Here is a 12,640-nt window from a genome sequence, read left to right as displayed (position 1 = left end):
AGGCGGGGCAGCCGTGCAAATCATCCGTGACATCGCCACCTTGCACCGCGCGGTCGACGCCCTGAAACGGGACGGAAAAAGCGTCGCGCTGGTCCCCACCATGGGGGCGCTGCACGACGGCCACCTGTCGCTGGTGCGGATGGGAAAACGCGTCGCCGACCATGTCGTGGTGTCGATCTTCGTCAACCCGACCCAGTTCGGCCCCAACGAGGATTTCGCCGCCTACCCGCGCGACGAGGCGCGCGACGCCGCGCTGCTCGCCGACGCGGGTGTCGCGCTGCTGTGGGCGCCCGACGTCGCGGTCATGTATCCCGGCGGGCACAGCACCCATATCGAGGTCGCCGAACTGGGCGGCGATTATTGCGGCGCGGCGCGGCCGGGGCATTTCGACGGGGTCGCCACTATCGTCGCCAAATTGTTCAACCAGGTGCGCGCCGACGTCGCGATCTTCGGCGAGAAGGACTGGCAACAGCTCGCGATCATCCGCCGCATGGCGCGCGACCTCGATTTCAAGCTCGACATATTGGGCGCGCCGATCGCGCGCGATCGCGACGGGCTCGCGCTGTCGTCGCGCAACGCCTATCTCAGCGAAGACCAGCGCGCGGCGGCAACCGCCTTTCCCGACGCGCTGAAAGCCGCCGCGGCGGGGATCGCCGGCGGCGCCGATGTCGGCGCGGCGCTGGCCGCAGCCGAAGCGGCGATCGTCGCGGGCGGGTTCGACAGCGTCGACTATGTCGCGCTCGCCGACGCCGACAGCCTTGAAAGATTGCCGGTTTTCCGCACCCCCGCGCGGCTTCTGGCGGCGGCGCGAATCGGCAAGACGCGGCTGATCGACAATTATCCGGTCGGCTAAACCATCCGTCGCCCCCGCGCAGGCGGGGGCCGCTGAAGGTTTTTTACAACGACGCTGCGTAGACCGATGGCGGCCCCCACCTGCGCGGGGGCGACAGGTCTTTCACAAATCCTCGCAAGAAAAATGTCAGTTTCCCGCCAATCATTCCCTTTATCCCCGAAAAAGTCTGATCGTCGTTAACGCTTTGTTGACCATGATCCGCAAGGTTGGGGCCCGAAGCTTCCTGTGGGGGGAAGCGACAGGGGGTTATCATGGCCAACAGTCTGAAGTCTGCGCAATATCTGATCGAAAGCCGCTTGCTCGATGCCGCCCGCGGCGACGCCAATGCCTATTTCGATCTGGGGATCGCCTTTTCGACCGGCAGCGGCGGGGTCGATGTCGACCTGATCCAGGCGCATAAATGGTTCAACCTCGCGGCGCTCGGCGGCAACAAGGAAGGCCAGCAATGCCGCGCCGACCTGTCCGACGAAATGAGCCGCGACGAAATCGCCGAAGCCCAGCGCCAGGCGCGCGCCTGGCTCGACGAAACCGCGCGCCGCCCGGCCGCCCGGCGGTTTGCGGCCTAGTCCTTTCGCCTGAAGGGCATATGCCCCTCGAGCCAGTCCATTTCGGCTTCCTCGGCACGGCGTTCCGTTTCCAGATAATCGGCGACCGCGCGCCGGAAGCCCGGATCGGCGATATAATGCGCCGACCAGGTCGCGACCGGGCCATAGCCGCGCGCGAGCTTGTGCCCGCCCTGCGCACCCGCCTCGACCCGCCCAAGCCCGCGTTCGATCGCGATATCGATCGCGCGGTAATAGCATAGTTCGAAATGCAGATAGGGGATGTCGACGACGCAGCCCCAGTAACGCCCGTAGAGTGTGTCGGCGCCGATGAAATGCATCGCGCCGGCCAGCGGCCGGTCGCTCGCGTCATAGGCAAGGACGAGAATGATATCGTCCGCCATCTGCGCCCCCATCAGGTCGAACGCTTCGCGCGTCAGATAGGGCTGGCCCCATTTGCGCGCGCCGGTGTCCTGATAGAAGAGCCACATCGCGTCCCAATGCTCGGGGCGGATCGCGGCGCCGGTGAACTCCTCGATTCTGAGACCCTCGACGGCGCGGGCGCGCTCCTTGCGTAGCTGCTTGCGCTTCGCCGAGGTCAGCGTCGCAAGGAAATCGTCGAAGCCGGCATAACCGGCATTGGCGAAATGAAACTGGATGTCGCGGCGGACGAGCCAGCCCGCCTCCTCGAACAACCGCATCTGGTCGGGCGCGACGAAGGTCGCGTGCGCCGATGACAGGCCGTTCTGGCGCACCACCGCCTCGGCGGCGCGAATCAGCAGCAGCGCGTCGTCGCGATTCTGCGACAACAGGCGCGGCCCCGGCACCGGGGTGAAGGGCGCCGCGATCTGCAACTTGGGATAATAATCGCCGCCGGCGCGTGCCCAGGCATCGGCCCACGCATGGTCGAAGACATATTCGCCCTGGCTGTGGGTCTTGAGATAGGCGGGCGCCGCGGCGAGCAACGTCCCCGCCTCATCCTCGACGAGCAACGGCGCCGCCTGCCAGCCGGTGCCCGGCCCGACGCTGCCCGATCGTTCGAGCAGCGACAGAAAGGCGTGGCCGACGAAGGGGTTGCCGCCGTCGTGGAGCGCATCCCACGCCGCAGCCTCGATCGCATCGACACCGGTGCCGAGCGAGATGGTGCGCGCGGGCGGGTCGGCTTCGGCCATGCCAGCCCTTAGGCCGGCCGCACCGCGACGATCGCGTCGGCCTCGACCGCGGCGCCGAGTGGCAGCACCGCGACGCCGACCGCCGCGCGGGCGTGGCGGCCGGCGTCGGCGAAGAGCGATTCGAACAGTTCGGACGCGCCGTTCGCGACCTTGGCCTGGTCGGTGAAATCGGGCGTGCTGTTCACGAACACGCCGAGCTTCACGACTTTCTCTATCCGCGACCAGTCGCCGTCGAGAGCGTTGCCGATCTGCGCGAGCAGCATCAGCGCGCAGCGGCGTGCGGCGTCGTAACCGCCCGCGACATCGACGTCGGCGCCGAGGCGGCCGGTGACGACTTTGCCGTCGTTGAACGGAAGCTGGCCGCTGACATAGAGCAGGCCGCCTTGTTCGACGACGGGCACATAGGCGGCGACGGGCGCGGCGGCCTTGGGCAGTTCGAGGCCGAGATCGGCGAGCTTTGCGGCGATATCCATGACGTTGTCCTTATACGGCGAGCGGGGCGGGGGCGGGAGTGTTTTCGGCGAGGCGCGCCAATATCCAGTCCTGCGCCTCGGTCCAATTGTCGATGCGGGCATGGGCATGTTTCGACGGCGCGATCTTGTCGGCGATCGCGGGTTCGCCAACCAGATGAAGCCGCCAGACCTCGGGCGCGACCTCCGCCACCGACGTGTGATGCCCGCTAAGGTCGTCGATGAACACCGCGACCGAGGGTTGATATTCCTCGATCAGGCGGCGCACCGGTTCGCCCTTGCCGCCGCGGCTGCCGATGACGGGGGCGTGGAAATCGTGCAGCGCGAGCTGGTCGATACGGCGCTGCTGATGTTCGGGGCCGACATTGGTGAGCACGACGATATCGGCGTGCCTGGCGATCTCCGCCATCGCGGCGAGCGCGCCGGGAATCGGATATTGGCGCGTCATTTCGGTGGTGAAGAAACCGTCGAGCAAGGGCCACACCTCGGCGGCCTCGAGCGGCGTGCCGCATTCCTTGCGCTTGAGCGCTCCGGCGAAACTCGCGTCCTCGATGCGGAAGAGCACGCCATGTTCCTGGTCGACCCACTGCGCGAAGGGGACGACCATGTGCATCAGCACCTCGTCGCAATCGGTGATGACGAGCGGGCGGTTCATATCTCGATCCTTTCGTCGCCGGACAGGCGATGGGCGGCGGCGGCGATGTCTTCGGGTTTCCGGTCGAGCCCCACCGCGCAGGCGACAAGGTCGGCCTCATGCGCGGTCAGGAACGACAGGATCGCGGCGAGCGTCGAGCGTTCACCGAGCGATTCGCGCAAGTCGTCGGGCGCCAGGCCGGTGAGCGCGAGCAGCCGTTCGGCGCGCGGCTCGTCGGTCAGGATCCAGCCCAGCGCGCTCAGCGCCAGCGCTTCGTCGGCATCGTGCAAGTCGGTTTTCCCTTTCGCGGGAGGCAATTGTATCGCCGCGCCGATTCGCCTAAACCGGCGCCGAACGCAAGGTGGGGACGTGAAATATCATGGGCAAGACCATATTGGTCGTCGAGGATAATGAACTCAACCTGCGCCTGTTCTGCGACCTGCTCAACGCCCATGGCTATAACGCCCATCCGGTGCGCGACGGGCGCGATGCGCTGGCAAGGGCGCATGAGGTGTCGCCCGACCTGATCATCATGGACATCCAGTTGCCGCATGTCAGCGGGCTCGAACTGATCGGCCAGATGAAGGCCGACCTGACCTTGCGCGCGGTGCCGATCATGGCGGTCACCGCCTATGCGGGCAAAGGCGACGAGGACCAGATCCGCGCCGCGGGGGCCGAGGCCTATGTCTCGAAGCCGATTTCGGTGATCAAGTTCATCGAGAGCGTCGGGGTTTTTGCCTGACGCGACGGAGTTTGCGGCGTGAGCAAATTTTCTGATCTGAAAGATGCTTACGCGGCGCTGGGGCCACTACGCTTCTGGACGATTATGGGAGCGACCCTTGCGTTCATCCTCGCCTTTGTAGCGCTCGAGACTTGGCTCTCCGCCAAGCTCGGCTGGCCCGAGGCCTTCGGCTTCGAGTGCCGCCGACGCGGCTGCCTGCTCACAAAAATGGGACATAGCGAACGGTTGCTGGAAGTCGGCGGCGCCTATGCGTGGGGGCTATTCGCGCTTTACTGGGCGATGCCGACGATCGCCGCAGGCTATGTGGCAGTGGTCCGATTCAAGCGACGCCGTCGCAATCCGATCCTGCCGATGGAGTAGCGAGCCCGGCCACGGCCAGGCTCGCCATGAACGGACGACTAGTTGCGATCGGCGGGCTTGCCCTGCAGCCGATTCCAAGGCGCGGCATAATGAACCGCCACGGCGGTCGCCGAGGTGTCGATCACGGCGGCGAGCAACCGGTTGATCCAGTTCGATTCGGTGGTGTGGTTAGCCATGGGATATCTCCTGTGCCCGGGCCTGCAAGGGAGGGGGAGAGCGGCCCGGACGCGATTCTTCTAGTCCCGGGGCGGTGCCGATTGGCGCCGAAATTGACCATATGAACGACCAATTTTCGCATTATAATGGGAATCATGCGAAAAATACCCGATCTCGACCGTTTCGACCGCCGCCTGCTCGCGCTGGTGCGCGAGGATAATCTCCAGCCCGCCCGGATCCTCGCCGACAAGGTCGGGCTGTCGCTGTCGGCGGTGTTGCGCCGCCTGCGGCGACTGCGCGAGGAAAAGGTGATCGTCGCCGATATCGCGGTGGTCGACCCGGCGCTGACCGGCTCGGCGCTGACGATGCATGTGCTCGTCCAGATGCAGCAGGCGGGGCCGCAGACGATGGACAATTTCGCGCGCGAGATCGTCCATCACCCCGAAATCACCGGCGCGTGGGACGTGACCGGCGACGACGACTTCCTGCTCAAGGTTCAGGTCGGCACGATGGAGGACTATGACCGCTTCACCCGCCGCGCGCTCGGCGAGGACAAGGGGGTGCATTCGTTCACGACGATGATCGCGATCCGCAACATCATCGAAAACGACATCGCACGGCGCCCTTTGCGCGAGGGGTGACGAGAAGACGCGGCGCGCCAGCAGGAGCGGATTGCCGTGCCGCGGACGTCGGTAAGATTTTTTCGCGCAAAGACGCAAAGACGCAAAGACGCAAAGGCGCGAAGATGTCGCGATGACCGCGAAGCGGCTCCATTCCCTTTACGCTGCGCCGGACGCGGCGAAGATGGACAGGCGACCGTGCGGCCACAAACCAACATCTTTGCGCCTTTGCGCGAAACCAAAAATCCCGCCCTGTCGGCCTTCAACGAAGCGTTATGGGCAGACCGCCGCCTCCGTCTATACGAAATAGCCTCCCCAAAAACGCCCTTCGCACACGCGCAAAAAAGCGCGGCGCGCCATCGGTTTTCCTTCTAGGACGGCGCATGGCCTATTATCCCGACCTGACCCCCTTCGTGTATGGCGGCGCCGAACCCGACCCCGCGATTCTCAATATCGGCTGGCTCTGTTCGGATCACGCGATCGCTACGGCGGTGCCGGACGCGGCGTTCGTCGCGGCGCTGGCGAAGATCGCGGCCGATCCGATCAACCTCTATCGCGGCAGCCATCTCTGCGACTTCTGCCCCCACCCACCCACCATCCTGTCGCCGGGGGGTATTCCGATGCTCGACTCGCCCCGGGAAACCCGGGGCAATGGCGAAATCTGGGTCGAGGGGCAGGGCGGGCTGACCTATGTCGCGCCGGCGCTGATCCACCATTATGTGGTGGCGCATCATTATGCGCCGCCGCAAGCCTTCATCGACGCGCTAATGGCCGCTCGCTAGGCAACGAGGCAAGCGGCGGCAGCGCACGAAAAAGGGCGGCGCAAAGGCCGCCCTCTGGATCCCGGCTTTCACCGGGATGACGCATTTCCGACCCGCGCGCTTTCAACGCACGGGGAAACGCCTCACTTGATCTTGGCTTCCTTGAACTCGACATGCTTGCGCACGACGGGGTCATATTTGCGCTGCGCCATCTTGTCGGTCATCGTGCGCGGGTTCTTCTTGGTGACATAGAAGAAGCCGGTGTCGGCGGTGCTCACGAGCTTGATCTTGACGGTCGTCGGCTTGGCCATGGCCCTGTTCCTCGAATAGTGACGCAGAAACCGGCGGGCGGTCGCGGCGCGCGGGGCGAAGACCCCGACTGATGTGTGAAAAACGACAGGGCAGCGCGCAAGCACGCCGCCCCCGATAAGCGCGCGCCTCTGACGGGATTCGGCGCTTGTGTCAAGCGAAACGAACGAGCGACGGCCAGTGTCAGGAGGCCGACCGCCGCCCGCCCGGGAGAGACGTCAGGCGTTGCGGATCTCGAAACGCACCGTCATCTCCTTCCAGCTTTCCTCGGCCACGCCGCCGCGCGTCGCGGGCTTGAAGCGCCATTTGGCGAGCGCACGGCGCTTCGTCGCATCAAAAAAGCCGGGGCTGTCGGTGCTGACCAGTTCGACCTGCTTCACCTTGCCGTCGCTGCCGATCAGCACCCGCACTTTGGCAACACCCTCGATCCCTTCGCGCTGTTCGCGCGCCGGATAATCGGGCTGGAAATTGGCGAGGTGGCGCTGGTCGAGCTGCGCGAGGACCAGCTTGGGCATGGGCGGCACGGGCGGATCATAGGGGATCGAAGGTCCCGTTCCCGTTCCCGCCGGCGGCACGTAAATCTGTTCCGGCACAAAGATCGGAGTCTGCGCGATCGGCGGCAGTTCCGTCGGGGTCGTGGTGAGCGGCGTTTGCTGCTGCTTCTGCTGCGGCGCCGGATCGGGTGCCGGCGGCGGCGGGAGCGGCTTTTCGATCGGGATCGAGATGACGGTGGTGGGCCCGGGTTTTTCGGTGATCACCGAAATCATCGGGGTCAGCGCCACGACGGTGAGCAGCGCGATCGGCACCCCGACCGCGAAGACCGCGGCGAACGGACGATGGCCGGCGCCGGGATTATAACTGCCGCGCTGCAGCAGCGAGCCACCGGCGGATGCCGCCATCGCCGAGCGTGGCGACAGGGCGGCGGATATCAACGGTATCAGGGTCATGGCCTCTCTCCTTGCCGAACCGACCCGGGGCCGCCGCGCTTGTGCTGCTATCCGGCCTGGTCGCAGGAATGTGATATTATAACATACCCGTGATTGTCAAGCGGAGAGGTCGGCAAGCGGATCATCGCCGGATACCGGGGGGTTCAGGCCGCGGAAAGCCGCACGATCGCCTGGTCCTTCGCGATCAGCGGCAGCAGTTCGCCCATGTCGGGGCCATGGTCGCGGCCGGTGAGCGCGCGGCGCAGCGGCAGGAACAGCGCGCGACCCTTCGCCCCGGTCGCCGCCTTCACCGCATTGGTGAGCGCGTGCCAGGGATCGGCGCCCCAGTCGATGGCGGGCGCCGCGGCGGCGGCGGCGGCAAGCACCGCGCGGTCGGCGTCGTCAGCGGACGCCGTAACGAGCGGACCGTCGAACACTGCCACCCAGTCGGCCGCCTCGGCGACGGTCATCAGATTCGGGCGAATCGCGTGCCAGCGCGCGGCGTCGATCACCGCGGGCAGGCGGTCGGCAACCGCGTCATGACCCAGCTGGTGGACGATCTTCTGGTTGATCAGCGCCAGCTCGGCCTCGTCGAAACGCGCCGGGGCGCGGCCGAAATGGGCGAAGTCGATCGTTTCGACCAGCGGCGCGGCGTCGGTGACCGGCTCGACCGGGTCGCTGGTGCCGAGACGCGCGAGCAGCGCGACGAGCGCGGCCGGCTCGATCCCCTGTTTGCGCAAGCCATCCATCCCGAGCGAGCCCAGCCGCTTCGACAATTTGCCCTCGGTCCCGACGAGCAGCGCCTCATGCGCGAAAGCGGGCGGAGCCGCGCCGAGCGCCGCGAACATCTGGATCTGCGCCGCGGTGTTCGACACATGGTCCTCGCCGCGCACGACGTGCGAAATGCCCATCGCGATATCGTCGATCACGCTCGGCAGCAGATAGAGCCAGCTGCCGTCGGCGCGGCGCACCACCGGGTCGGACATCGATTTCGGGTCGAAACTCTGGTCGCCGCGGACCATGTCGGTCCATGCGATCATCGCATCATGGTCGAGCCGGAACCGCCAGTGCGGCGTCAAGCCTTCGGGAACCGGGGCGTCGGCGGGCTTGCGCTCATACACCGGCGGCAGCCCGCGCGAGAGCAGCACCTTGCGGCGGATGTCGAGTTCCTCGGGGGTCTCGTAACAGGCATAGACGCGCCCCGCGTCCTTCAGCCGGTCGAATTCACGCTCATAGAGATCGAAGCGAGCCGACTGGCGCTTCTCGCCGTCGATATCGAGCCCGAGCCAGGCGAGATCGGCGCGAATGCCCGCGACATAGTCTTCCTTCGACCGTTCGCGGTCGGTGTCGTCGATGCGCAGCAGGAAGCGCCCGCCAGCTTTGCGCGCCCACATCCAGTTGTGGAGCGCGGTGCGGACATTGCCGACATGGAGATGGCCCGTCGGCGAGGGGGCAAAGCGGGTGATCACGGTCATGCGCGCGCCTATAGCGCCATCGCGCCCCGCATGGCGACCCCAACTTCGCCTGCCGCGCGGTCAGGCTTAACCGCTTCTTTCCGCTTTCTGCGTAGCACCTCTCGTCATGGAGGGCGGAACCACAGGATGGCGGACGCGGCTGTGGCCGCGCGTGCCGGCGGCGATTGCCGACGAGCTGGCGCTGGCACGCGTCGCGCGGCTTCGGGTGCTCGTCCCGATCCTCTATTCGGTGATGATCGCGGTGATCCTCACCGCGATGATCGCCACCGCGGGCGACGCGCCGGCGCTCGCGACCGGCGACGAGGCGCCTTGGCTGGTCCGCTATGGCATGCCGCTGGCCGCGGTCGGGGTCGCCGCGATCCGGCTGGTCCACTGGCTGCGCCGCCGCACCGCGCCGATGAGCGCCGCCGCCGCGCACCGCCTGATCGGCCGGATGTTCCTGATCGCCATGCCGATCGCCGCGCTGTGCAGCGTCTGGGCGGCGTCGAGCTGGTGGCTGTCGGTCCCCGGCCAGCGCTCCTATTATCCGATGTTCGTGGTGATGGGCACGCTGACCACCGCCTTTTGCCTCGCCCCGGTGCGCGGCGCGACATTGTCGGTGATGGCGGCGGGAATCGGCCCCGTGGTCGCGCTGCTGATCGTCGCGGGCAACTGGATGGACCTGATCGCGGTCGCGATCACGCTGCTCGCCGCGGCGTTCCTCGTCCGGCTGGTGCTCGACCAGCATAGCCAGCAGGTCGAGATGCTGATGCTGCGCCGCCGGCTGCAACGCCAGGCGATGACCGACCCGCTGACCGGGCTCGCCAACCGCCGCGCGCTCCATATGGCCGCGGAGGAATTTTTCGCCGCGGGCGGTGCCGGGGCGGCGCTGGTCCTGATCGATCTCGACGGCTTCAAGCCGGTCAACGACCGCCACGGCCACGCCGCAGGCGATCTGTTGCTGATCGCGATCGGCGGGCGGCTGCGCGCGCAGGCGGGCGAAGCGGCGACCGTCGCGCGCGTCGGCGGCGACGAATTCGCGATATGGCTTCCCGGTTGCGGGGCGGAAGCGCTCGATGTGCGGGCAAGCGCGCTGCTCGCCGCACTTGCCGCGCCCTTCCCAATCGACGGCCAGCCGATTCGCATCGGTGCCAGCGCGGGACTGGCGCGTGCGCCCGACGACGGCGCCTCGCTGCTCGATCTGATGCGCAGCGCTGACGAAGCGCTCTATGCCGCCAAGCCGCAGCGCGACACCGCGCCGACCGCGACGGTCAGCCCGCTGGCGCCGCTCGCTGCGGCGACCCGGCCACGACGATCGCGAAAAGCACGCCGCTAAGCCGTGCGGAAACCGTGGGTGATCGGATAACGGCGGTCGCGCCCGAAGTTGCGCGTCGACAATTTGACCCCCGGCGGCGCCTGGCGCCGCTTATATTCGGCGATCGACAGCAGCCGCTCGATCCGGACCACCGCATCGCGGTCGAAGCCATATTTCGCGACGACATCGTCGACGCTCTTTTCCTCCTCGACCAGCATGTGGAGCATCCGGTCGAGATCTGGATAGGCGGGCAGGCTGTCCTCGTCCTTCTGGTCGGGGCGCAGTTCGGCGCTCGGCGGCTTGGTGATGATGGTCTCGGGCATCACCGGGGTCACCGGGTTGCGCGACAGGCGCGGCACATGGGCGTTGCGCCATTTCGCCGCCGCGAAGACCGTCATCTTATACGCGTCCTTCAGCGGATTATACCCGCCCGCCATGTCACCATAGATCGTCGCATAACCGACGCTCATCTCGCTCTTGTTGCCCGTGGTCAGCAGCATCGGACCAAATTTGTTGCTGAGCGCCATCAGCGTAACGCCGCGAATGCGCGACTGGACATTTTCCTCGGTGGTGTCGACAGCCGCGTCGGCGAAACTGTCCGACAGCATCGTGTCGAAGGCATCGACCGCCGGGGCGATCGATATGGTGTCGAGACGGCAGCCGATCATCGCCGCGCAGCCAGTGGCATCGTCGAGACTTTCCTGGCTGGTGAAGCGGCTCGGCAGCATCACGCACCACACTTTGTCGGGACCGAGCGCGTCGGCGGCGATCGCGGCGCAGATCGCCGAATCGATCCCGCCCGACAGGCCGAGCACGACGCCAGGGAAGCGGTTGCGCTCGACATAGTCGCGCAGGGACAGGATCATCGCGCTGTATATGTCGGCGGGATGCGCTTCCCACTCGGCGATCGCGCCGGTGTCGCACGCCCAGCCGTCCGCGCCCTTGATCCAGTGCGTAACGCGCTCTTCTTCCTCCCAGTCGGTCAGCCGGTGCGCGGTCGCGCCATCGGCATTCAACACGAAGGAGCAGCCGTCGAAGACAAGCTCGTCCTGCCCGCCGATGCGGTTGAGGAAGATCAGCGGCAGGCCGGTCTCGGCGACGCGGCCCGCGAAAACCTGCGTCAGCCGGCGGTCGTCCTTATCGATTTCATAGGGGCTTCCGTTGACCGAGATCAGCAGCTCGGCGCCCTGCGCGGCGAGATGCGCCGACACCTTGGGCAGCCAGCCGTCCTCGCAGATCGGCAGGCCGAGCTTGATCCCGCGCCACTCGACCACATCGGGCAGCGGGCCGGGCGCGAAAACGCGTTTCTCATCGAAGGTGCCGTAATTGGGCAGTTCATGCTTGCGCCGCGTCGCGACCACGCGGCCCCCGTCGAGCAGCGCGACAATATTGTAGAGCGCATCGCCGTCTCTTTCGACCGAGCCGACGAGCATCGCGGGGCCACCGTCGGCGGTCTCGGCGGCCAGTTCGGCGAGGATTTTTGCCGCCCGCTCGGCGAGTGCGGGCTTGAGCACCAGATCCTCGGGCGGATAGCCGATCAGCTGCAGCTCGGGATAGAGGAGCAGGTCGGCCTGCGGGTGCCGCGCGCGAACGGCACGCATCGCGTCGGCGTTGGCGGCAAGGTCACCGACGACCTGCGTCATCTGGGAAAGGACGATCGAGAGCTGCTGGGTCATGCCCTGCGGTTTAGGCCGAACCGTTCCGATTTCAACCGAAGACGAGCATCCACAATGTCCGGCCCGGCGCCATGGCGAAGAAGCCGGCGGCGAGCAGCCCGAAATAGACGCCGCGCATCGTCTTGAGGTGGCGATCGATCTGGCCGCTCTGCGCGAACCAGATCGCACGCGGCAGCTGCACCAGCGTCAGCACTGAAAAGAGGTGGATCGGGCCGATGCCGCCGGTGATCGTACGGATCCAGAAGCTGTCGATCGCGGTGACGATCATCAGCAGTGCCCAGACGCGCCCGCCGATGCGGTGCGCCGCGTCGCCCTTGGCCGGACGCCACAGCAGCCAGGCGCCGAGCGGCAGCGCCGGGATCACCGTCGCGAGGTGGAGCTGGACGGCCCAGGCCGGGGTGCGATAGTCCGATGTCCCGGTGAAGGAGCGGACGAGCACCGCCGCGACGATCGCCCCCAGCACGATGAGCGCGGTGATGGCGATGCGGCGCAGGTTGGCAGCGCGGGCGGGCTTGGCGGCGAGAGCGGTCATGATGAAATCCCCGTTGGTCGATACGATGCCCTGTCCCTGCCTCGGCGCCGTTCGCGGGCAAGCAGGGCTTCGCAAAAACGGCGGATTTCTTCGCAAAACAGGCTGCTTCGCCGATTGA

At 66.7% G+C, this 12,640-nt stretch carries 17 protein-coding genes; 7 read left to right on the top strand and 10 right to left on the bottom strand.

Annotated elements, in window-relative coordinates; genetic code table 11:
* Nucleotides 1–13 precede the first annotated feature (13 nt).
* Together panC and ASD67_RS00455 are read left to right on the top strand one after the other, a co-directional pair.
* Nucleotides 14–853, top strand: coding sequence for a pantoate--beta-alanine ligase (gene panC, locus ASD67_RS00460; RefSeq protein WP_056341701.1), 840 nt, complete (start codon nucleotides 14–16; stop codon nucleotides 851–853).
* 251 nt (nucleotides 854–1,104) lie between these two features.
* Nucleotides 1,105–1,419, top strand: a complete 315-nt coding sequence (locus ASD67_RS00455) for a sel1 repeat family protein (RefSeq protein WP_056341699.1) — start codon at nucleotides 1,105–1,107, stop codon at nucleotides 1,417–1,419.
* On the opposite strand, the gene ASD67_RS00450 is transcribed toward ASD67_RS00455, so the two are convergent.
* The 4 genes from ASD67_RS00450 to ASD67_RS00435 are packed head-to-tail and all read right to left on the bottom strand — an operon-like array spanning nucleotide 1,416 to nucleotide 3,961.
* Entirely contained in the window at nucleotides 1,416–2,567 is a 1,152-nt protein-coding gene (locus ASD67_RS00450) for a GNAT family N-acetyltransferase (protein ID WP_056341696.1), read from the bottom strand. The two genes, ASD67_RS00455 and ASD67_RS00450, sit on opposite strands and share 4 nt — an antisense overlap.
* Nucleotides 2,568–2,575: 8 nt before the next feature.
* The gene (locus ASD67_RS00445) at nucleotides 2,576–3,040 is read right to left on the bottom strand and encodes a RidA family protein (RefSeq protein ID WP_056341695.1); all 465 of its coding nucleotides are present in this window, start codon (nucleotides 3,038–3,040) and stop codon (nucleotides 2,576–2,578) included.
* 10 nt (nucleotides 3,041–3,050) lie between these two features.
* Complete coding sequence (locus ASD67_RS00440) at nucleotides 3,051–3,692, bottom strand: hypothetical protein (protein WP_056341691.1); 642 nt, start codon at nucleotides 3,690–3,692, stop codon at nucleotides 3,051–3,053.
* Complete coding sequence (locus ASD67_RS00435) at nucleotides 3,689–3,961, bottom strand: DUF3572 domain-containing protein (protein WP_056341688.1); 273 nt, start codon at nucleotides 3,959–3,961, stop codon at nucleotides 3,689–3,691. The genes ASD67_RS00440 and ASD67_RS00435 overlap by 4 nt, the downstream gene beginning before the upstream one ends.
* An 89-nt stretch (nucleotides 3,962–4,050) precedes the next feature.
* Between ASD67_RS00435 and ASD67_RS00430 the strand changes: the two genes are divergently transcribed.
* Nucleotides 4,051–4,413: a response regulator gene (locus ASD67_RS00430; RefSeq protein ID WP_056341685.1), complete on the top strand. Its 363-nt coding sequence runs from the start codon at nucleotides 4,051–4,053 to the stop codon at nucleotides 4,411–4,413.
* A gap of 18 nt (nucleotides 4,414–4,431) precedes the next feature.
* Entirely contained in the window at nucleotides 4,432–4,773 is a 342-nt protein-coding gene (locus tag ASD67_RS00425) for a hypothetical protein (protein ID WP_156377519.1), read from the top strand.
* Nucleotides 4,774–4,811: 38 nt separating this feature from the next.
* Here the strand turns inward: ASD67_RS00425 and ASD67_RS22850 are convergent, their stop codons facing one another.
* A complete protein-coding gene (locus ASD67_RS22850; RefSeq protein ID WP_156377518.1) occupies nucleotides 4,812–4,949 on the bottom strand; it encodes a hypothetical protein in 138 nt (45 codons plus the stop codon).
* 135 nt (nucleotides 4,950–5,084) lie between these two features.
* Between ASD67_RS22850 and ASD67_RS00420 the strand changes: the two genes are divergently transcribed.
* Nucleotides 5,085–5,570 (top strand): Lrp/AsnC family transcriptional regulator, encoded by a 486-nt coding sequence (locus ASD67_RS00420; RefSeq protein ID WP_056342818.1) that lies wholly within the window; start codon nucleotides 5,085–5,087, stop codon nucleotides 5,568–5,570.
* A gap of 362 nt (nucleotides 5,571–5,932) precedes the next feature.
* Nucleotides 5,933–6,331 carry a DUF7919 family protein gene (locus ASD67_RS00415; protein WP_056341680.1) on the top strand — a complete coding sequence of 133 codons (399 nt, stop codon included), beginning with the start codon at nucleotides 5,933–5,935 and terminating at the stop codon, nucleotides 6,329–6,331.
* A gap of 122 nt (nucleotides 6,332–6,453) precedes the next feature.
* Here the strand turns inward: ASD67_RS00415 and rpmG are convergent, their stop codons facing one another.
* The 3 genes from rpmG to gltX all read right to left on the bottom strand — a co-directional run bounded on the left by rpmG (nucleotide 6,454) and on the right by gltX (nucleotide 9,020).
* A complete protein-coding gene (gene rpmG / locus ASD67_RS00410; protein ID WP_056341677.1) occupies nucleotides 6,454–6,621 on the bottom strand; it encodes a 50S ribosomal protein L33 in 168 nt (55 codons plus the stop codon).
* Between the two features lie 216 nt (nucleotides 6,622–6,837).
* Nucleotides 6,838–7,566: an energy transducer TonB gene (locus ASD67_RS00405; RefSeq protein WP_056341673.1), complete on the bottom strand. Its 729-nt coding sequence runs from the start codon at nucleotides 7,564–7,566 to the stop codon at nucleotides 6,838–6,840.
* Between the two features lie 143 nt (nucleotides 7,567–7,709).
* Nucleotides 7,710–9,020, bottom strand: a complete 1,311-nt coding sequence (gene gltX, locus ASD67_RS00400; RefSeq protein WP_056341671.1) for a glutamate--tRNA ligase — start codon at nucleotides 9,018–9,020, stop codon at nucleotides 7,710–7,712.
* A 106-nt stretch (nucleotides 9,021–9,126) separates the two neighbouring features.
* Between gltX and ASD67_RS00395 the strand changes: the two genes are divergently transcribed.
* A complete protein-coding gene (locus ASD67_RS00395; RefSeq protein WP_082544744.1) occupies nucleotides 9,127–10,335 on the top strand; it encodes a GGDEF domain-containing protein in 1,209 nt (402 codons plus the stop codon).
* Here ASD67_RS00395 and ASD67_RS00390 read toward each other — a convergent pair.
* Nucleotides 10,332–11,990, bottom strand: a complete 1,659-nt coding sequence (locus tag ASD67_RS00390; RefSeq protein WP_056341665.1) for an NAD+ synthase — start codon at nucleotides 11,988–11,990, stop codon at nucleotides 10,332–10,334. The genes ASD67_RS00395 and ASD67_RS00390 overlap by 4 nt on opposite strands.
* A 31-nt stretch (nucleotides 11,991–12,021) precedes the next feature.
* Nucleotides 12,022–12,522, bottom strand: coding sequence for a DUF2306 domain-containing protein (locus tag ASD67_RS23295; RefSeq protein ID WP_162248524.1), 501 nt, complete (start codon nucleotides 12,520–12,522; stop codon nucleotides 12,022–12,024).
* Nucleotides 12,523–12,640 lie beyond the last annotated feature (118 nt).

This window comes from Sphingopyxis sp. Root1497 (assembly GCF_001427085.1).
Taxonomy (GTDB): Bacteria; Pseudomonadota; Alphaproteobacteria; order Sphingomonadales; family Sphingomonadaceae; genus Sphingopyxis.
The sequence above is the reverse complement of the archived record's forward strand: the minus strand, read 5'-3'. Positions and strand labels throughout refer to the sequence as shown.

Bases quoted from the DNA above. Each gene is read 5' to 3' on its own strand.
- ASD67_RS00455 (WP_056341699.1), top strand. From the start codon at position 1,105: ATGGCCAACAGTCTGAAGTCTGCGCAATATCTGATCGAAAGCCGCTTG.
- ASD67_RS00450 (WP_056341696.1), bottom strand. From the start codon at position 2,567: ATGGCCGAAGCCGACCCGCCCGCGCGCACCATCTCGCTCGGCACCGGT.
- ASD67_RS00445 (WP_056341695.1), bottom strand. From the start codon at position 3,040: ATGGATATCGCCGCAAAGCTCGCCGATCTCGGCCTCGAACTGCCCAAG.
- ASD67_RS00440 (WP_056341691.1), bottom strand. From the start codon at position 3,692: ATGAACCGCCCGCTCGTCATCACCGATTGCGACGAGGTGCTGATGCAC.
- ASD67_RS00430 (WP_056341685.1), top strand. From the start codon at position 4,051: ATGGGCAAGACCATATTGGTCGTCGAGGATAATGAACTCAACCTGCGC.
- ASD67_RS22850 (WP_156377518.1), bottom strand. From the start codon at position 4,949: ATGGCTAACCACACCACCGAATCGAACTGGATCAACCGGTTGCTCGCC.
- ASD67_RS00420 (WP_056342818.1), top strand. From the start codon at position 5,085: ATGCGAAAAATACCCGATCTCGACCGTTTCGACCGCCGCCTGCTCGCG.
- ASD67_RS00415 (WP_056341680.1), top strand. From the start codon at position 5,933: ATGGCCTATTATCCCGACCTGACCCCCTTCGTGTATGGCGGCGCCGAA.
- rpmG (WP_056341677.1), bottom strand. From the start codon at position 6,621: ATGGCCAAGCCGACGACCGTCAAGATCAAGCTCGTGAGCACCGCCGAC.
- ASD67_RS00405 (WP_056341673.1), bottom strand. From the start codon at position 7,566: ATGACCCTGATACCGTTGATATCCGCCGCCCTGTCGCCACGCTCGGCG.
- gltX (WP_056341671.1), bottom strand. From the start codon at position 9,020: ATGACCGTGATCACCCGCTTTGCCCCCTCGCCGACGGGCCATCTCCAT.
- ASD67_RS00395 (WP_082544744.1), top strand. From the start codon at position 9,127: ATGGAGGGCGGAACCACAGGATGGCGGACGCGGCTGTGGCCGCGCGTG.
- ASD67_RS00390 (WP_056341665.1), bottom strand. From the start codon at position 11,990: ATGACCCAGCAGCTCTCGATCGTCCTTTCCCAGATGACGCAGGTCGTC.
- ASD67_RS23295 (WP_162248524.1), bottom strand. From the start codon at position 12,522: ATGACCGCTCTCGCCGCCAAGCCCGCCCGCGCTGCCAACCTGCGCCGC.